This is a genomic window from Micromonospora sp. HM134 (assembly GCF_007833915.1).
Classification (GTDB): Bacteria; Actinomycetota; Actinomycetes; order Mycobacteriales; family Micromonosporaceae; genus Micromonospora; species Micromonospora wenchangensis.
This window is the reverse complement of sequence record NZ_CP041061.1, coordinates 3,813,435-3,830,932: the sequence shown is the minus strand read 5'-3', so window position 1 is coordinate 3,830,932 and position 17,498 is coordinate 3,813,435. Positions and strand designations below refer to the sequence as shown.

Below are 17,498 nucleotides of genomic sequence, written 5' to 3'. Positions count from 1 at the left end.
TCGACATTGCGACTAAAGGTGGCGACCGACCGACATACGTCGTTCGGCAGATCCCCCGTCAGCCCGGTGGTGACAGTCTCCGATCGTCGTCAGAGGCAGCACCGCGCAGGAAAGGGGTGGGTGGAATGCCACTGTCCACGGTCGGTACCGGTCGGGAAGATGCCACCACGACGCCCTGGCCGGTGCCGCAGGAACGGCGTACGCTGACCGTCCTTTTCGCCGACATCGTCGGGTCGACCGCGTTGACCGAACGGCTCGACCCCGAGGACGTCCGGGCGGTGCAGTTCGCCTACTTCGACACCGTCGCCGGGGTGCTGCGCCGCTGGCAGGGCACGGTGGAGAAGTACGTCGGCGACGCGGTGATGGCGCTGTTCGGGGCGCGTACCTCCGACGGGTTGGACGGCTACCGGGCGGTGCGGGCGGCCCTGGAGATCCAGGCCGCGCTGGACCGGCGGACGCTGCCCGGCGGGGTGACGCTGCGGGTCCGGGTCGGCGTCGCCACCGGCGAGGCGGTGGTCGACCTGGCCGCCGCCCGCGACGGCGGACACGGCATGGCCTCCGGCGCGGTCCTCACCACCGCCGCCCGCATCCAGGAGTACGCCCCGGCGGGCGGCGTGGTCGTCTGCGCGGCCACCCACCGGGCCACCGCCGGCCTGGTCGACCAGCACGCCCTCGCCCCGGCCAGCCTCGCCGGCAAGGCGCTGCCGGTGGACGTCTGGCGGGTCACCCGCCCGACCCGCCACCGGCCGGCCCGGCACGACGGCCCGCTGATCGGTCGACGCCGGGAGGTCGCCACCGCCCTGGACCAGCTCACCCGGGCGGTCCGGGAGCATCGTCCACGGTGGGTGGCCGTCACCGGCCCGGACGGGATCGGCCGCAGCCGGCTGCTGGCCGAGTTGCGCCACCGGCTGCCCGAGGTCGACGGCCGGTCGGTGCGCTGGGCGGTGGCGCACTGCCCGCCGTACCCGGAGCAGGTGTTCGGGCCGGTCGCGGAGCTGCTGCGGGACCTGGCGGGGCTGCCCGTCGGCGGCCCGACGGGCGTGGTCCGCCCCCGGCTGGCCGCCCTGGTCGACGGGCTGGTCCCGGCGGGCCAGGTCGGGGCGACCGTGGCGGCGCTCGCCGCGCTGCTGGACGCCCCGGACCGGTCGGCGGTCGCCGGGCGGCGGCGGTACGCCGGGTCCTGCTCGCCCTGGCCGCCCGCCGGCCGGTGGTGGTCGGCGTGGACGACCTGGACCGGGCGGCCCCGGAGCTGGGGCGGTTCCTGCACGCGCTGTTCGCCGCCGCGACCGACCGGGGCCTGCCGCTGGCGGTGCTGGCCACCCACCGGCCGGACCGGACGGACCCGCTGCCCGCGCCGGCCGACCGGCACCGGGTCGAACTGGCCCCGCTGGGCACCCTCCACACCGGCCGGTTGCTGCGCCGGCTGCTCGTCGCCTCCGGCCGGCCGGTCGGGGCGGCGACCCGGCTGCTGCCGCTGGTCGCCGGCCGGCCCGGCCACGCCGCCGCCTACGTCGAGGCGATGCCCCGGCCGAGCGCAGGCGGTGATCCTCTCGCCGGTCCGGCGGTGGAGCCGGCGCTGCCCGAATCGCTGCGTCGTCGCGCCGCCGCCCGGTTGGACCGGTGCGACGGCGCCCACCGGGCGGTGCTGATGGCCGCCGCGACGCTCGACGTCCCGGTCACCGCCCCGGCCGTGGCCGTGCTGCTCGACTGGGCACCGGAGCGGGCCGCCGGGGCGCTGCGCCGGCTCACCGACGCCGGCTTCCTGGAGCCTTCGGCCCGGGGCGGGCTGGTGGTGGCCGACCCGGCCCTGCGCCGCTGTGCGTCCGACCGGCTGCTCCGCTCGGTCCGCGCCGACTTCAGCCGCCGGGCCGCGTCCGCCGGGCTGGCCGGGCCCGTCGGGGTGACCGGGCCCGTCGGGGCCGCCGCCGCGCGGGCCGGGGCCGACCGGTCGAGCGGCATGACCGGGCGGACCGGGACCCCTCGCCCGGTCGGGGCGCCGCACCGGGCCGGGGCCTCGGGGCGGGTGGCACCTGTGCACCGGGCCGCGCCGGGCGGGCGGGCCGGCGTCACCCGTGCGGCGGAACCGGTCCACCGCGTCGGGTCCGCCGGTCGGGTCGGAGGGGTCCACCTCGCGGGGTCCACCGGTCAGGGCGCAGGGACGCACCGCGCGGGGTCCGCCGGGCGGTGTCCCGGGGCGGGTCGGACGGCTGCCGGGGTGGTCGGGCACCTCCTGTGCCGCCTGCCCACGAGTGCCGGCGCGGGTGACGGAGTACCCGGCCGGGGATCTCGGCAGCCAACGGCCCTCGCCGGGGCCGCCCGGCCCCACGAGCCACGCCGGGGGTCCGGCGACACCGGGGGCGGGCGGCCGGGGTGGGCGACGGCCGTGACCGGACATCCGTCGGCGCTGCCGGACCGGTCGGGCCGGGCCGGCCGGCGACTGGCCGTCGTCGTGCCGCTGCCGTCCCGACCGGCCGGTGTCTCCGCTGCTCAGCGGCCGACGACCGGCCGGCGACGACGTGGGGAGGGGGTGCCGCCTCCCGCCGTACCGTTACCGGCGCGCGCCGCCTGACCGCCGCCCTACCGGGGTCCGTCGGCGACCGGGGCGGGCGGGTCGGCACGCATGGCGCGGACCGCCTCCCCGGCGAACAGGCACGCGGCCCGGTGGCCGGGGCCCACCTCGACCGGTGGCGGGTCGGTCCGGGCGCAGGCGGGGCGGGCCTGCGGGCAGCGGGTCCGGAACCGGCAGCCGCTCGGCGGATCGGTCGGGCTGGGCAGGTCGCCGGTGAGGATGATCCGCCGCCGGTTCCGTTCCACCCGGGGGTCGGCCACCGGGACCGCCGACAGCAGCGCCGCCGTGTAGGGGTGCGCCGGTTCGCGCCAGAGCTGCGCCGGGGTGCCGGTCTCCACGATCCGGCCCAGGTACATCACCGCGATCCGGTCGCTGAGGTGCTCCACGGCGGCCAGGTCGTGCGCGATGAACAGGTAGGTGAGCCCGAGGTCTCGTTGCAGCCGGCGCAGCAGGTTCATGATCTGCGCCTGCACGCTCAGGTCGAGCGACGCGATCGGTTCGTCGAGGACGATCAGGTCGGGTTCCCCGGCCAACGCGCGGGCTATGCCGACCCGTTGGCGTTGGCCGCCGGACAGTTCGTGCGGATGCCGACCGGCCGTCTCCGGCCGCAGGCCCACCAGGTCGAGCAGTTCGGCGACCCGGTGCCGGCGGGCCTGCGCCGAGGGGGCCAGCCGGTGCACGACCAACGGTTCGGCGATGCTGGCGCCGACGGTGCGGCGCGGGTCCAGCGACGCCTGCGGGTCCTGGAAGACCATGGCCACCCGGCGGCGCAGCCCGCGCAGCCGGCGACGCGACCAGCCGGTGACGTCCTGCCCGCCGACGGTGATCCGGCCGTCGGTCGGGGCCACCAGCCGCAGCAACGCCAGGCCGGTGGTGGACTTGCCGCTGCCGGACTCCCCCACCAGGCCCAGGGTCTCGCCCGCCCGTACGGTCAGCGACACGCCGTCCACCGCCCGCACCGGTGGGCCACCGGGGCTGGGGAACCAGACCGTGAGGTCGTCGAGTTCGGCGATCGTTCCCGTACTCATCGGTCCTCCGGGGTGGACGGGGCCGGGTCGTCACCGGCGGGCCGGGTCCCGGCAGCGGTGGCGGGGTAGAAGGTGCGGACCCGGTGGGCGGGGGCGATCGGGACCAGCGGCGGCAGCTCGTGGGCGCAGCGGGCGTCCCCGCGCACCGGGCAGCGGGGCCAGAACGCGCACCCGGGCGGCAGGTCGAGCGGGCTGGGTGGCGCGCCGGGGATCGCCGCCAGCTCCTCCCCCGCCGCGCCGGGCCGGGGCCGGGCCGCCAGCAGGGCCCGGGTGTACGGGTGCCCCGGCGCGACGAAGACCGCGTCGACCGGGCCCTGCTCGACGATCCGGCCCCCGTACATGACCGCGACGGTGTCGGCGATCCCGGCCACCACCCCGAGGTCGTGGGTGATCCAGACGACCGCGGTGCCGAGCCGGCGGCGCAGGTCGGCGACGAGTTCGACGATCTGCGCCTGGGTGGTGACGTCCAGCGCGGTGGTCGGCTCGTCGGCGATCAGCAGGGCCGGTTCGCAGGCCAGGGCCATCGCGATGACGACCCGTTGCCGCATCCCGCCGGAGAACTCGTGCGGGTGGGCGTCCACCCGCCGGCCGGGCTCCGGGATGCCGACCAGGTCGAGCAGCTCGACGGCGCGGGAGCGGGCCTGCCGCCGGCTCATCCCGAGGTGCTCCTCGCACGCCTCGGCGACCTGCCGACCGACGGTCAGCACCGGGTTGAGGGTGGTCATCGGGTCCTGGAAGACGAAGCCGACGTGCCGGCCCCGCCACCGGCGACGGTCCGACCCGGACATGCCGGTCAAGTCGCGGCCCAGCAGCCGGACCCGGCCGGTGACGGTGGCCGACCGTGGGGCCAGCCCGGTGGCGGCGAGCACGGTCATGCTCTTGCCGCTGCCGGACTCCCCGACCAGGGCGAGGGTCTCGCCGGGAGCCACCGACCAGTCGACGCCGGCGACCGCGCGGGCCGGGCCGTTGCGGGTGCCGAGGGTGACCGTCAGGTCGCTGATCTCCAGCACCGGCGCGTCCCCGGCGGCCCGGGGCGACGGTACGGCGGGTCCGCTCATCGGGTGCTCCTGCGGGCTTCGCTGACGGTGAGCTGACGGGGGTCGAGCACGTCGCGCAGGGCGTCACCGACCAGGTTGAACGCGAGCACGGTCAGGAAGATCGCCGCGCCGGGGAAGAACCCCAGCCACCAGGCGTCGGTGACGAAACCACGTCCGTCGTAGAGCATCCGGCCCCAGGCCGGCGCGGGAGGCTGGACGCCCAGCCCCAGGAAGGACAGCGCCGCCTCGGACAGGATCGCGAAGGCCAACGACAGGGAGGTCTGCACGATCAGCGGGGCGGCGATGTTGGGCAGCACGTGCCGGCGCAGGATGCGCAGGTCGGAGGTGCCGATGGAGACGGCGGCCCGGACGAAGACCTGCTCCCGTACGGCGAGCACGCTGGCCCGGGTCACCCGGGCGAAGATCGGGGTGTAGACCACCCCGATGGCGGTCATCGCGGTGACCAGACCCGGGCCGAGGACCGCGACGATCGCCACGGCGAGCAGCAGCACCGGGAACGCGAACAGCACGTCCATGCCGCGCATGAGGACGTTGTCCGTCCAGCCGCCGTACCAGCCGGCGAGCAGGCCGACGGTGACCCCGACGGCCAGGGCGATACCGACGCTGACCAGGCCCACCTGCAACGACACCCGGGCCGCCAGCAGCACCCGGCTGAGCACGTCGCGGCCCAGTTCGTCGGTGCCGAACGGGTGCGCGCCGCTGGGTGGACGGAGCATCTGGTCGACGTCCACGTCGTTGATCCCGGCCGGCGCGAGCCACTGCCCGGCCAGCCCGACGACCAGCAGGACCAACAGCACCACCGTGCCGGCGACGGCCGGCGGGTCGTGCCGCAGCGCGGTCAGCGCACGGCGCAGGGCGCCCGCCTCGGCGGCCGTCGCCGACGGACGGTCGTCGACCGGGTCGACCGGCGGCACGGCGGCGGGGGTCGACGCCCGCTCCCCGGCGCTCATCGCAGCGTGATCCTCGGGTCGAGGCGGGCGTAGAGGACGTCCACCAGCAGGTTCACCAGCAGGAACAGGGTGGCCACGAAGAGCACCGCGCCCTGCAGCACCGGATAGTCCCGGGCCTGGACGGCGTCGTAGGTGAGCCGGCCGACGCCCGGCCAGGCGAACAGCACCTCGATCACGATCACCCCACCGACCAGGCTGGCCAGCTGCACCCCGACCACGGTGACCACCGGGACCAGCGCGTTGCGCAGCACGTGCCGTACGACCACCACCCGGCGGCGCAGCCCCTTGGCCTCGGCGGTGCGGACGTAGTCCTCGGCGAGCACCTCCAGCACCGAGGACCGGATGAACCGGGTGAGGATGGAGGCGGTGACCAGGCCGACGGCGGCGGCGGGCAACACCACGTGCGACGCCCAGCCCACCGGGTCGTCGGTGAGCGGCACGTAACCCGACGGGGGCAGCCAGCCGAGCACCCCGGCGAAGAGCAGGATGCCCATGATGCCCATCCAGAAGTCGGGGACGGACACGCCGAACTGGCTGAACACCCGGGCGGCGTGGTCGACGAACGAGCCGCTGCGCACCGCGGAGAGCACCCCGAGCGGGAAGGCGACGAGCAGGGCGAGCAGCACGGCGGTCACCGCCAGGGACAGGGTGGCGGGCAGCCGTTCCAGCACGATCGTGGTGACCGGCTGACCGCTGCGGAAGCTGACCCCGAGGTCACCGGTGAGCGCGTTGCCGACATAGCTGAGGTACTGCACCACCAGCGGGCGGTCCAGCCCGGAGCGTTCCCGCAGCGCGTCGTAGGTCTGCTGGTCGAAGCGGGTGCCGAGGGAGACCCGGACCGGGTCGCCGGGGACCAGTTGCAGCAGCAGGAAGACCACCAGGGTCACCCCGAGCAGGACGACGACCGACTGGAGCAGCCGCCGCAGGACGAAGCGTCCCACCTCGCCCCCTCAGCGGTTCAGGGCGACGTCGCGGAACCGGATCGCCCGGTCGGTGCGGACCTGGTAGCCGGTGACCTTGCGGGACCAGCCCTGCACCACGTCCGGGTTGTAGAGGTAGATGTAGCTGGCGTCGTCGACGATCTGCTTCGCGGCCCGCTCGTACGTCTGTTTACGGGCGGCCTCGTCGGTCTGGGTGCGGGCCTGGTCGAGCAGGGTGTCGACGGCGGGGTTGCTGTACTTGTGGAAGTTGAACGTGCCGCCGGTGCGGTGCTGGGCGTAGTAGAACTCGTCCGGGTCGATGTTGCCCAGCCAGCCGAGCAGGAAGGCGTCGAAGTTCCCCTTGCCCTGCTCGTCGAGCCACTGGGCGAAGTCCAGGGTGCGGATCTTCACGGTGATCCCGACGTCCTTCAACTGGGCGGCGATCACCTGGGCGGCGGTGACCGTCTCCGGGTACTCGCTGGTGACCATCAGGTCCATGGTGCGGCCGGTGACGCCGGCCCCGCCGAGCAGTTGCCGCGCCTGGTCCGGGTCGTGCCGGTACGGCGCGTAGTCGAAGTACCAGGAGCTGCCCTTGGGGATGGCGGTCTGGTTGGCGGTGGCCTGGCCGAACTTGGCGGCCTTGGTGATCGCCTCCCGGTCCAGGGCGAACGCGACGGCGCGGCGCACGTTGACGTCGTCGTACGGCTTGCGTGCCTCGTTGAGGGCGAGGTACCAGTAGTCGGTGGAGGGGGTGGTGGCGACGGTCACCGCGCCGTCCTCCTTGAGGGTCGGCACCTGCTGGGGTGGCAGGTTGTCGGTCCACTGCACCTCGCCGCCGCGCAGGTTCTGCAACGCCACCGTCGGGTCCTTGACGAAGGTGAAGGTGACCCCGTCGAGCTTCGGTTTCGGCCCCCAGTAGGCGTCGTTGCGGGTCAGTTTGATGGTGTCGCCGGAGGTGTAGGAGGCGACGGTGAACGGGCCGCTGCCCACCGGCCGGGTCGTGATCGCGCCCGACTCCACGTTGGCCTTCTGGACGATCGCGACGCCCTTGAAGCCGCCGAGGTTGGCCAGCAGGTTGGGGGTGGGCGCGGTCAGGGTGACCACCACGGTGGCCGGGTCGGGCGCGGTCACGGTCTTGACGGTGGCGAACTTGTACGCCGCGTTCAGCTTCTCGTTGATGATCCGCTGGTAGGAGTAGACGACGTCCTGTGCGGTCAGCGGCGATCCGTCGGAGAACCGGGCCCCCTCGCGGAGGGTGAACGTCCAGGTGAGCTGGTCGCTGCTGGTGGTCCACTTCGTGGCCAGCGCGGGCCCCATCTTCAGGTCGGCGTCCGGCTCGACCAGGGTGTCGTAGACGTTCTCCAGCACCTGGAAGCTGTAGTAGGCCGAGGTCTTGTGCGGGTCGAGCTGGTCGGGTTCGCCGCCGATGGCGGCGGTGAGCGTGCCGCCTGTCGATCCCCCGGCGGTGGACCCGCCGTCGACGTCGACGCTCTCTCCGGCGCTGCACCCGGCCAGCGCGGTCAGGGCGACGGCGAGCGCCGCCGCGACGATCTTCGATCTGGTCATGGACTCGGTCACCCTTCGTCGCCTGGCAGATCAGAAGGGCGAGTCTTCTCCGCCGGGCGGCGCGATGTCAACAATAACCGATCAAATCGGGGTGAAAGCCCGGAAATCAGCGCGATCGACGACCGTCGCGGGTGGAGGGTGCACAGCGGACCGCTCCCGTACCGGCTCTGTTTCCTCCTCCGACGCCGGTCAAACCCGTCAGTCGTCGGCGGGGCGGGCGAGGGTGCGGCTACGCCCCCGGAACTCGGCCACCACCTCGCCGTCGCGGCTGACGGTCACGTCGTAGATGCCGCTGCGGCCGTACCGGACGCGTTCGGTGGCGGACGCGGTCAGCAGGTCGCCCTCACGGACCGGACGCAGGAAGCTGATCTCGCCGCCGGCCGCGACGGTGGCCGGGCCGTGCGTGTTGCAGGCCAGCGCGAAGGCGGTGTCGGCGAGCAGGAAGACGAACCCGCCGTGGCCGATGCGGTGGCCGTTGAGCATCCCGGCGGTCACCCGCATCCGGGCCACCGCCGTGCCATCGGCGGCGTGGACCAGCTCGATGCCGAGCCCCCGGGACGCCACGTCGGCGTCGAACATGTCGTGGGCCGCGGTCCGGGCCGGCGGCACCGCAGCGCCGTCGGTCCGCCCGGCGAGGTCCGCTTCGCGGGGGTACGGGCTGCGGTCCGGCACTGTTCCTCCTGACGGTCGGGGCACGCTGACGGTCGTGGCGCGACGACCGGCACCCGGCCGGCCGCCCCGCCGACCGTACGCCGTCGGTGGGCACCGGCCACGGCACCCGGGCCGGCCGGGCTATGCTCACGGACGAGTCGGCGGTGGGGCCCGCCGTCCCGGCCCGACCGGGAGAACCGCGCGGACGCGCCAACGGTCCCTGCCAGTGCTCGGTGATACTGGTGGGGAGGTCCCGGTGACGTCACCGTCGTCGCGGCGCGTCGATCCCGACGTCGACCTGCGGGTCCCGGCCGACCGGGGCGAACTGGCCGCGCACCCGGCCGCCGTGCTGGGCGTGGTCGCCGCCGGTGGGGCGCTCGGGGCGCTCGCCCGCGCCGGGGTGCAGGCCGCCCTGCCGCACACCCCGACCGGTTTCCCCTGGTCCACCTTCACGGTCAACGTCACCGGGTGCCTGCTGATCGGGGCGCTGATGGCGGTGCTCGGCCGACGGCGGGCCGGCCCGCTGGTCCGGCCGCTGCTCGGGGTGGGTGTGCTCGGCGGGTTCACCACCTTCTCCGCGTACGCGATGGACGTCCACCGGGTGCTGGCCGCCGGGGCCGCCGGGACGGCGCTGGGCTACCTGGTCGCCACCCTGGTCGGTGGGCTCACGGCCGTCGCCGCCGGTGACGCCGTGGCCGGCCGGCTGCTGGACCGCAGCGACCGACGCCGGCCCGGCGGCGACCGGGGTGGGCGCGGGCCCCGCCGGGGCGACCCACCGGCGGCGGGGCGGACCGGCCGGCGGGAGGCCCGGTGACGGTGCTGCTGATCGCGCTCGGCGCGGCGCTGGGCGCGCCGCTGCGCTACCTCACCGACCGGGCCGTGCAGGCCCGGCACGGCTCCCGGTTCCCGTGGGGGACGCTGACCGTCAACGTCGCCGGGTCGCTGCTGCTCGGCGTGGTGGCCGGGGTGCCCGCCGGGCCGGCGGTGACCGCGCTGGTCGGCACCGGCTTCTGCGGCGCGCTGACCACCTGGTCCACCTTCGGCTACGAGACGCTACGGCTGGCGCGGGCCGGCGACCGTCGGCCCGCGCTGGCCAACGTCCTGGTCAGCGTGGTCGCCGGGCTGGGCGCGGCCACCCTCGGCTTCGCCCTGGCCCGCGCGCTGGCCGGCTGACCGGCCCCCTCAGCGGACCGGGGTCGCGGTCTGCCCCGGACCGGGCACACGCTGGTGGTCGTGCCCGTGATCGCCGTGCCCGTGATCGTGGTGGCCGTGATCGCCGTGGCCGTGATGGTGGTGGTGGCCGTGGCCGTCGACCGGGTCGTCGGGGTGGTCGTGCGGGGTCTGCGGGCGGCCCACCTTGTCGGCGAAGCCCGGCATCAGCACCCGGTAGGCGCAGGTGTCGCAGTTCATCCGGATGTCCCCGCGCAGCGCCTCGGCGTGCCGTTCCAGCACCAGGTCGGCCAGGGCGTCGCAGTCCCCGATCAGGTCGGCGACCCGGACGTCCAGGTCGGGATGGTCGGCGGCGTACGCCTGCGACTGCGCCACGATCCGGTCCGGCAGCACCCCGGCGAACAGGAAGTACGGGGCGACCACGATCCGCCGGGCGCCGAGCCGGCGCAACCGGTCGAGCACCGCCGGCACGGACGGCTCGGCCAGCGAGATGAACCCCGGTTCGACGCCGGCGTACCCGCGCCCCTCCCAGAGCAGCCGGGCCACCTTCGCCACCTCGGCGTTCGCGTCCGGGTCGGTCGCGCCCCGCCCGATCAGCGCCACCCAGGTGCCGGCCCGGTCGGCCCCGGCCAGCGCCGCGTCGATCCGCTGCTCCAGCACGCCGTGCAGCAGCGGGTGCGGGCCGAGCGGTCGCCCGTACCGGTAGGTCAGGCCGGCGTGGCGCTCCTGCTCGCGGGCCATCGCGGCCGGGATGTCACCCTTGCCGTGACCGGCGGCCGTGAGCACCAGCGGCAACGCGACCAGCGCCCGGTGCCCGCGCCCGACCAACGCGGTCACCGCGTCGGTCAGCGGCGGCCGGGACAGCTCGATGAAGCCCCCCTCGACGTCGCCGACGGCGGCCCCCGCCCGGACCCGGACCCGGTCGACGAGCGCGGCGAACTGGTCGACCCCGGCCGCGCTGCGCGTGCCGTGCCCGACGATGACCAGTGCGGTCATGTTTCCTCCAGGTAGAGCAGGGCGTTGAGGGCGGCGGCGGCGACCGCCGAGCCACCCTTCTCGCCGATGTTGGACACGGCGGGCAGGCCACTGGCCCGCAACGCCGCCTTGGACTCGGCGGCCCCGACGAAGCCCACCGGCAACCCGACCACCAGCGCCGGGTCGGCGGCCACGCCGATCAGTTCGACAAGTGCCGTCGGCGCGCAGCCGACCACCCAGACCGCCCCCGGGCCGACCCGGTCCAGGGCGATCCGCACGGCCGCCGCCGACCGGGTCAGCCCGGTCTGTCGGGCCAGCGCGGCGGCGGCCGGCTCGGCGACCGGGCAGACGATCTCCCGCCCGGCGGCGGTGATCCCGGCGGCCACCATCGCCACGTCGGTGACGATCGACGCCCCGGCCCGCAGCGCGGCCAGCCCGCCGGCCAGCGCCGCCTCGTCGCAGACCAGGTCGGTGACGTAGTCGAGGTCGGCGCTGGCGTGCACCACCCGCTCGACGACCGCCCTGGTCAGCGGTGGCAGGCCGCCCAGGTCGACCCGTTCCCGCAGGATCCGGTACGACTCCTGCTCGATGGGGTGGACGACCCGGCTCACCGCCCGCCTCCCGGGGCGGGCCGGCGACGGTCCGGGCAGCTGCTGGTCATGGTGCTCCTCGACGGTCGGTGGTGACCCGGATCGCGTCCACCGGGCAGATCTCCAGACACTCCAGGCAGCCGGTGCAGCGGTCGGCCCGGACGGTCAGGCCCCCGGGGACCGGGCGGATCGCGTGGGTGGGGCAGGTCAGCAGGCAGGCCCCGCAGCCCTGACAGGCGTCGATCACCACCGGCGGCAGCACCCCGACCGGAGCGGGCACCGGCCCGGCGGGGGTCATCCGCGCCACCGGTAGCCGCGGGGGGTGACCATCCGGCCACCGACCAGCCGGGTCTGCGAGCTGCCCACCACCACCAGGCCGTACATGTCGACCACGGTCGGGTCGAAGGTGGCGAGGGTGGCCAGGTGGACCTGCTCGTCGGGGCGGCTGGCGTTGCGGACCACCCCGACCGGGGTCTGCGGCGGGCGGTGCGCGGCGAACGTCGCCAGCACCGCGCCGAGCTGCCAGTCCCGGGCCCGGCTGCGCGGGTTGTAGAGCAACGCCACCAGGTCCGCCTCGGCGGCGGCGGCGACCCGCCGTTCGATCACCGCCCACGGGGTGTGCAGGTCGGACAGGCTCAGGTAGACGTGGTCGTGGCCGATCGGCGCACCGAGCAGGGCGGCGGCGGCCAGCGCGGCGGTCACCCCGGGCACCCCGACCACGTCGATCCGCTCGTCGGCGTACTCCAGGGCGGGGCTGGCCATCGCGTACACCCCGGCGTCGCCGGAGCCGACCAGCGCCACGGCGTGCCCGGCGGTGGCCTCGGCGACGGCGCTGCGGGCCCGTTCCTCCTCCGCGCCGAGCCCGCTGGCGAGCACCCGGGTGCCCGGCCGCAGCAGGTCACGGACCTGGTCGACGTACTGGTCGAGGCCGACGACCACGGCGGCCCGGCGCAGCTCGGTCACGGCGCGCGGGGTGCGCAGGTCGGCCGCGCCGGGGCCCAGGCCGACGATCGCCAGCCGGCCGCGCGGGGCGTGCCGGGCGACCGCGACGGTGGCCATCGCCGAGGCGGTCTTGGGCACCAGCAGGGTGCCGCCGTCGCGCAGCGCCGCCGCCTCGGCGACGCTGGGTGTGCCGACGGCGGCCCGGACCACCTCGCTGGGGTGCGGCACGTCCACCGCCGCCAACTCCGCCGCCGGCCAGGTCCGCAGCGGTACGCCGAGCGCGTCGGCGGTGGCCCGGATGCCCTCCTCGTCGGCCTTGACGTCGACGCTGGCCAGGCAGCGCAGGCTCGCCGGGCTCAACCCGGCGTCGGCGAGCGCCCGGCGCAGCAACGCGTCGACCTCGGCGGCGGCCACCCCCCGGCTGGACCCGACCCCGGCGACCAGGGACGGGGGCCGCAGCACGACGGTCCGGTCGTCGACCGGCACCACCCGGTCGGTCACCAGCACCCGGTACCCGGCGGCCGGCCCGGCGGCGGGGGGTTCACGGTGGACGTTGGACGGCAGGGCGGGCAGCGGCCACACCGCGTCGGCGACCAGCCGGACCGGTTCGCCGTCGAGGATCGCCCGGGACACCGCGGCCACCGCCCCCTCGACCGGCCAGCCGAGGGTGTCCAGGCCGGGCAGGTCGACCGCGTCGGTGGCGGTGGTGACCACCGGCCGGGCGTCGAGCAGCGCGGCCACCTCGGCGGCGAGCGGGTTCGCGCCCCCGGCGTGCCCGCCGAGCAGGGCGACGGCGTGCCGGGCGGCCTCGTCGACCACCACCACCGCCGGATCGGTGCGCTTGTCCCCCAGCAGCGGCGCCAGCACCCGCACCACCGCACCGGTGGCCAGGAACGCCACCACCGCGTCGCACGTCGTCCACGCGGTCCGCAACGCGTCGGCGACCCCGTCGGCCTCGACGAGCCGGGCGTGCGGCCAGGCGGCGGCCAGGGTCCGGGCGTGCCGGCGACCGGCGGCGGTGGCCGCGACGAGCCCGACCCGGTGCGGGCCGGTGCCGGGCGTTTCCCGGTGCCGGTGTGGTGCGGTGCTGGTCACGGGCGCTCCCCGGTGAGGACGACCACCGGGTTGGTGGCCGCGAGTCGGACGGACCCGCCGGGCAGGTCGGCGAGGCGGGCGGCGGCGAGCTGACTGCCGGTCACCGCGTAGCCGGCGGCGCGCAGCAGGTGCACGGTCGGGGCCACCCGGTCCAGGGCGGCGAGGGTGACCACCACCCGGTCGGGGTGACGGTCGGCGACGGCGGTCAGCACGTCGGTCCCCCCACCACCGACGAAGACGGCGTCGGGATCGGGCAGCCCGGCCAGGACGGCAGGCGCGTCACCGGTCACCACCCGGACGTCGACGCCGTGCCGGGCGGCGTTGTCGGCGACCGGGGCCGTCGGGTCCCGCTCCACGGCGATCACCGCCGCGCCGAGCAGCGCACACTCGATGCCGACCGAGCCGCTGCCCGCGCCGACGTCCCAGACCAGTCGACCGAGCCGGGGCCGTAACCGGGCGACGGCCAGCGCCCGCACCTCCGCCTTCGTGATCATCGAGTCCCGGTGCCGGTACGCGGACTCGGGCAGCGCCCAGCCGGCGGCGGGCGCGGCGGCCGGCTGGTTGTCGCTGCGTACCGGCCCGACGCCGCCGCCGGACCCGGCCGCACCGCCCGGACCGGCGGCCGTCGCCCCGGCGTCGTCGGCCGCACCGGCGAGGCTGAGCAGGACGTGCGGGTCGGCCCAGCGGCGGCCGGCCGCCTGCCCGGGGCTGACCCAGGTGACCCGTTCGGCGGGGGTGCCGAGGTGCTCGGCCACCAGCAGGCGGCGGGACCAGCCGACCAGGCCGGCCCCGATCTCGGCCGCCCCGGCGTCCGGCGCGGTGAGCACGGCGACGGCGGGCAGGGCCCGGCAGGCGTTGAGCGCGGGGCCCAACTCCCGGCCGTGGGCGGTGACCACCACCGCGCCGTCCCAGTCGAGCCCGGCGCGGGCGAACGCGGCGGCCACGCTGGACACCGCCGGCAGCACCCGTACCGGCAGCGCGGCGGCGCGCAGCCGGCGTACCACGCCGAACAGGCCGGGGTCGCCGCTGGCCAGCACCACGGCCGGGACCCCGGCGGCGTACGCGGCGGCGAGCCGCGCCAGCGCCGGGGCGAGCGGGCCGAGGGTGACGGTGTCGACGCCGGGCGGCACCGGCACGGCGGCCAAGTGCCGGGCCGCCCCGACGACCAGCCCGGCCCCGGCCAGGGCGGCCAGCGCCGGCGGGGGCGGCGGCCGGCCGGCCGCGTCCATCCCCAGCACCACGACCGGTTCGGGCCCGGTCACGCCGGCCACCGGCCGGAGGAGGCGACCAGGTGGTCGCCGGTGAAGTCGACCATCGCCACGTCGACGGTGAGCGCCGGCCCGGCGAAGCGGCGCAGCACCTGGCGGACCCGGTCGCAGAGCAGGTCACCGGCGGGGCGCAGCAGCCCGGCGGCCTCCCACAGCTCGTAGGCGTGCCGGCCGGTGTTGGCCGCCAGCACCGCCGCGACCAGGTCGGCGTCGCCGCCGGCCTCGGCGGTGACCGCGCCGAGCAGGGACAGGTCCACCTTCGACCGGGTGTAGTGGGTCATCAGGATGCCGGCGGCGAGTTTGGCCAGCTTGCCGGCCATCCCGACGAAGACCACCCCGGTCATCGCGTCGCCGACGGCGGCCGTGACGGCCGCGCCGGTGAAGTCGCCGACCTCGACGAAACACACCTCCGGCAGCTCCGGCAGCAGCGCCCGGGCGGCCCGTTCGGTGCGCCCGCCGGTGCACAGCACCACGGTCCGCTCCCCCTGGGCGGCCATCACGTGCACCGCCTGCACCACGCTGGCCCGCCAGGAGGCGGTGGAGAACGGCCGGACGATGCCGGTGGTGCCGAGGATGGAGATGCCGCCGACGATGCCGAGCCGCCGGTTGGTGGTCTTGCGGGCCATCACCTCACCGCCCGGCACGCTGATCACCACCCGCACCCCCACCTCGGCCAGGTCGACCACCTCGGCGACGGCCTGGCCGATCATCCGGCGGGGCGTGTCGTTGATGGCCGGCCCGCCGACGGCGAGGCCGAGCCCGGGGCGGGTGACGGTGCCGACGCCGACCCCACCGGCGAGGTCCAGGCCGGGCCGGGGCCGCCAGCCGACGGTGGCGGTGAGGTGCGCGCCGTGGGTGACGTCCGGGTCGTCCCCGGCGTCCTTGACCACGACCGCCTCCGCCGTCGGTTCGGGCCGGACGGTCAGGTCGCAGCGGGCCACCGGGAAGGTCACCCGCCGGCCGGCGGGCAGCCCGATCTCCACCTCCCCGGGGGGCACGCCGGTGAGCAGGGCGGTCACCGCCGCCTTCGCCGCCGCCGTCGCGCACGCGCCGGTGGTCCAGCCGGTACGCAACGCCACCGGCCGGACCTTCGCGGTACGCGGCAGGTCCGGCTCGCGCAGCGGCGGCTCGGCGTACGTCACGGGGTGGCGTCCTCCACGGCGGCCCGGGACCGGCGCAGCTCGGCGCGGGCGGCCGGCTCGGCCCGGCGGAAGGTGTGGAAGTGCCCGGGGTGGTAGAGGTGCGAACGGGTGCCGGTGGCGGCGAGCGCCGGCCCGACCAGGAACAGGGTGTGCTTCCACAGCCGGTGTTCCCGGACGGTGGCCGCCAGCTCGCCGAGGGCGCACCGCACCACCAGCTCGTCCGGCCAGGTCGCCTGGTAGGCCACTACGACCGGGGTGTCGGCCGGGTAGCCGCCGGCGAGCAGTTCCGTCTGGGCCTGCCCGGCGCGGGCGGCGGACAGGAACAGCGCCATGGTGGTGCCGTGCCGGGCGAAGTCGCGGACCCGCTCCCCCGCCGGCATCGGGGTCTTGCCGCCCTCCAGCCGGGTGAGGATCACCGACTGGGCCACCTCGGGGATGGTCAGTTCCCGGCCGACGATGGCGGCGACGGCGGTGAACGAGGAGACCCCGGGGACGATCTCCACGGCCAGGTCGAGGGCCCGGCACAGGTCGAGCTGCTCCTGCACGGCACCCCACAGCGCCGGGTCGCCGGAGTGGATGCGGGCCACGGTGAGCCCGTCGGCGGCGGCCCGCCGGTACAGCGGCAGCACCCCCTCGATGGGCAGCTGCGACGAGTCGACGATCTCGGCGTCGGGGCGGGCGTGGGCCAGCACGTCGGCGTGCACCAGGCTGGCCGCCCAGATCACCACGTCGGCGTCGGCGATCACCCGGGCGGCGCGCAGGGTGAGCAGGTCGGCGGCACCGGGCCCGGCCCCCACGAACCACACCTTTCCGGTGGACGTCACAGTTTTCCTCCCCGCCGGTCCCGGCGGGCCGGGACCAGCAGCGTCGACAGGTAGGGCAGCTCGTCGTCCGGGCCGACCGGCCCGATCCGTTCGTCGGGCAGGCCGAGGCCGCAGCCGAGCACCGCGTCGTCGAGCCGGTCGTGCCGGCGCAGCTCGTCGACGAGTTCCCGGTGCCGCCGCCAGCCCTTGTAGACCACCACGGTGCCGGGCCCGGCGAGGGCGGCGGCGACGGGCGTCGGGCCGGCGGTGGCCGGCAGCAGGGTCAGCGGCTCCCGCCCCTGGCACAGCGGGACGCCGCTGCGGGCGGCCAGCTCCTGCATGGCGGTGACGCCGGGCACGGTGCGCAGCCGTACCGCCGGCCGCAGCGCGCGGACCCCGTCGGCCAGGTAGGTGAAGGTGGAGTAGACGTTGGGGTCGCCGATGGTGGCGAACGCGACCGAGCGGGCCCCGGCGTCGAACGCGTCGACGACGGCGCGGGCGGCGGCGTCCCAGGCGGCCTCCCGGCGCGCGGTCACCCCGCCCCGGTCCTCCAGGGCGAACGGCAGCCGGCGCAGCCGGTCCGCCGGCACGTGCGCGCGGACCGTCGTCTCGGCCCGGCCGGGGGGCGTCGCCGGGTCCGCCGCCAGCCGGTCCAGCACCGGTACGACCACCAGGTCGGCCTCGTGCAGCACCCGGACCGCCTTGAGGGTGAGCAGTTCCGGGTCCCCCGGCCCGACCCCCACCCCGGTCAGCGTGGCGGGGTCCGTCGAC

Annotated in this window: 17 protein-coding genes and 1 pseudogene; 4 read left to right on the top strand and 14 right to left on the bottom strand. The window is 76.4% G+C overall.

Annotated elements, in window-relative coordinates:
* The first annotated feature begins 125 nt into the window (after window positions 1-125).
* Together FJK98_RS34110 and FJK98_RS34105 are read left to right on the top strand one after the other, a co-directional pair.
* A complete protein-coding gene (locus FJK98_RS34110; RefSeq protein ID WP_240762074.1) occupies window positions 126-1,649 on the top strand; it encodes an adenylate/guanylate cyclase domain-containing protein in 1,524 nt (507 codons plus the stop codon).
* Window positions 1,565-2,569, top strand: a complete 1,005-nt coding sequence (locus tag FJK98_RS34105; RefSeq protein WP_240763107.1) for a hypothetical protein — start codon at window positions 1,565-1,567, stop codon at window positions 2,567-2,569. Before FJK98_RS34110 ends, FJK98_RS34105 begins: the two co-directional genes overlap by 85 nt.
* 8 nt (window positions 2,570-2,577) lie before the next feature.
* Here FJK98_RS34105 and FJK98_RS16330 read toward each other — a convergent pair whose 3' ends face one another.
* The 6 genes from FJK98_RS16330 to paaI all read right to left on the bottom strand — a co-directional run bounded on the left by FJK98_RS16330 (window position 2,578) and on the right by paaI (window position 8,670).
* Window positions 2,578-3,597 (bottom strand): ABC transporter ATP-binding protein, encoded by a 1,020-nt coding sequence (locus tag FJK98_RS16330; protein ID WP_145919787.1) that lies wholly within the window; start codon window positions 3,595-3,597, stop codon window positions 2,578-2,580.
* Window positions 3,594-4,655, bottom strand: a complete 1,062-nt coding sequence (locus tag FJK98_RS16325) for an ABC transporter ATP-binding protein (protein WP_145919786.1) — start codon at window positions 4,653-4,655, stop codon at window positions 3,594-3,596. The genes FJK98_RS16330 and FJK98_RS16325 overlap by 4 nt, the downstream gene beginning before the upstream one ends.
* Window positions 4,652-5,605, bottom strand: coding sequence for an ABC transporter permease (locus tag FJK98_RS16320; protein ID WP_240762071.1), 954 nt, complete (start codon window positions 5,603-5,605; stop codon window positions 4,652-4,654). The genes FJK98_RS16325 and FJK98_RS16320 overlap by 4 nt, the downstream gene beginning before the upstream one ends.
* Window positions 5,602-6,546, bottom strand: coding sequence for an ABC transporter permease (locus tag FJK98_RS16315; RefSeq protein ID WP_145919785.1), 945 nt, complete (start codon window positions 6,544-6,546; stop codon window positions 5,602-5,604). The genes FJK98_RS16320 and FJK98_RS16315 overlap by 4 nt, the downstream gene beginning before the upstream one ends.
* 9 nt (window positions 6,547-6,555) lie before the next feature.
* The gene (locus FJK98_RS16310) at window positions 6,556-8,091 is read right to left on the bottom strand and encodes an ABC transporter substrate-binding protein (protein WP_145919784.1); all 1,536 of its coding nucleotides are present in this window, start codon (window positions 8,089-8,091) and stop codon (window positions 6,556-6,558) included.
* A gap of 198 nt (window positions 8,092-8,289) precedes the next feature.
* Window positions 8,290-8,670 (bottom strand): hydroxyphenylacetyl-CoA thioesterase PaaI, encoded by a 381-nt coding sequence (paaI, locus tag FJK98_RS16305; RefSeq protein WP_145922804.1) that lies wholly within the window; start codon window positions 8,668-8,670, stop codon window positions 8,290-8,292.
* 328 nt (window positions 8,671-8,998) lie between these two features.
* Here paaI and FJK98_RS16300 point away from each other — a divergent pair, with 328 nt between their 5' ends.
* Together FJK98_RS16300 and crcB are read left to right on the top strand one after the other, a co-directional pair.
* Window positions 8,999-9,556, top strand: a complete 558-nt coding sequence (locus FJK98_RS16300) for a CrcB family protein (protein ID WP_145919783.1) — start codon at window positions 8,999-9,001, stop codon at window positions 9,554-9,556.
* Complete coding sequence (gene crcB / locus FJK98_RS16295; protein ID WP_145919782.1) at window positions 9,553-9,915, top strand: fluoride efflux transporter CrcB; 363 nt, start codon at window positions 9,553-9,555, stop codon at window positions 9,913-9,915. The genes FJK98_RS16300 and crcB overlap by 4 nt, the downstream gene beginning before the upstream one ends.
* A gap of 90 nt (window positions 9,916-10,005) precedes the next feature.
* On the opposite strand, the pseudogene FJK98_RS16290 reads toward crcB, so the two are convergent.
* The 8 genes and pseudogenes from FJK98_RS16290 to cobI all read right to left on the bottom strand — a co-directional run.
* Window positions 10,006-10,908: pseudogene (locus tag FJK98_RS16290) on the bottom strand (sirohydrochlorin chelatase); the annotation flags it as partial.
* Window positions 10,905-11,498, bottom strand: coding sequence for a precorrin-8X methylmutase (locus FJK98_RS16285; protein ID WP_145919780.1), 594 nt, complete (start codon window positions 11,496-11,498; stop codon window positions 10,905-10,907). The pseudogene FJK98_RS16290 and the gene FJK98_RS16285, both read right to left, overlap by 4 nt.
* Before the next feature lie 46 nt (window positions 11,499-11,544).
* Complete coding sequence (locus FJK98_RS16280; RefSeq protein WP_145919779.1) at window positions 11,545-11,775, bottom strand: DUF362 domain-containing protein; 231 nt, start codon at window positions 11,773-11,775, stop codon at window positions 11,545-11,547.
* Window positions 11,772-13,514 (bottom strand): precorrin-3B C(17)-methyltransferase, encoded by a 1,743-nt coding sequence (gene cobJ / locus FJK98_RS16275; protein ID WP_145919778.1) that lies wholly within the window; start codon window positions 13,512-13,514, stop codon window positions 11,772-11,774. Before cobJ ends, FJK98_RS16280 begins: the two co-directional genes overlap by 4 nt.
* Window positions 13,511-14,785 (bottom strand): precorrin-6y C5,15-methyltransferase (decarboxylating) subunit CbiE, encoded by a 1,275-nt coding sequence (gene cbiE, locus FJK98_RS16270; protein WP_240762068.1) that lies wholly within the window; start codon window positions 14,783-14,785, stop codon window positions 13,511-13,513. The genes cobJ and cbiE overlap by 4 nt, the downstream gene beginning before the upstream one ends.
* Complete coding sequence (locus tag FJK98_RS16265; RefSeq protein WP_145919777.1) at window positions 14,773-15,924, bottom strand: cobalt-precorrin-5B (C(1))-methyltransferase; 1,152 nt, start codon at window positions 15,922-15,924, stop codon at window positions 14,773-14,775. Before FJK98_RS16265 ends, cbiE begins: the two co-directional genes overlap by 13 nt.
* Complete coding sequence (cobM, locus tag FJK98_RS16260; RefSeq protein WP_145919776.1) at window positions 15,921-16,748, bottom strand: precorrin-4 C(11)-methyltransferase; 828 nt, start codon at window positions 16,746-16,748, stop codon at window positions 15,921-15,923. The genes FJK98_RS16265 and cobM overlap by 4 nt, the downstream gene beginning before the upstream one ends.
* Window positions 16,745-17,479 carry a precorrin-2 C(20)-methyltransferase gene (gene cobI / locus FJK98_RS16255; protein WP_145922802.1) on the bottom strand — a complete coding sequence of 245 codons (735 nt, stop codon included), beginning with the start codon at window positions 17,477-17,479 and terminating at the stop codon, window positions 16,745-16,747. The genes cobM and cobI overlap by 4 nt, the downstream gene beginning before the upstream one ends.
* Window positions 17,480-17,498: the final 19 nt, after the last annotated feature.

Coding starts and splice junctions, on each gene's coding strand:
- FJK98_RS16310 (WP_145919784.1), bottom strand. CDS start 8,091: ATGACCAGATCGAAGATCGTCGCGGCGGCGCTCGCCGTCGCCCTGACC.
- FJK98_RS34110 (WP_240762074.1), top strand. CDS start 126: ATGCCACTGTCCACGGTCGGTACCGGTCGGGAAGATGCCACCACGACG.
- FJK98_RS16320 (WP_240762071.1), bottom strand. CDS start 5,605: ATGAGCGCCGGGGAGCGGGCGTCGACCCCCGCCGCCGTGCCGCCGGTC.
- FJK98_RS16280 (WP_145919779.1), bottom strand. CDS start 11,775: ATGACCCCCGCCGGGCCGGTGCCCGCTCCGGTCGGGGTGCTGCCGCCG.
- paaI (WP_145922804.1), bottom strand. CDS start 8,670: ATGTTCGACGCCGACGTGGCGTCCCGGGGGCTCGGCATCGAGCTGGTC.
- FJK98_RS16325 (WP_145919786.1), bottom strand. CDS start 4,655: ATGAGCGGACCCGCCGTACCGTCGCCCCGGGCCGCCGGGGACGCGCCG.
- FJK98_RS16330 (WP_145919787.1), bottom strand. CDS start 3,597: ATGAGTACGGGAACGATCGCCGAACTCGACGACCTCACGGTCTGGTTC.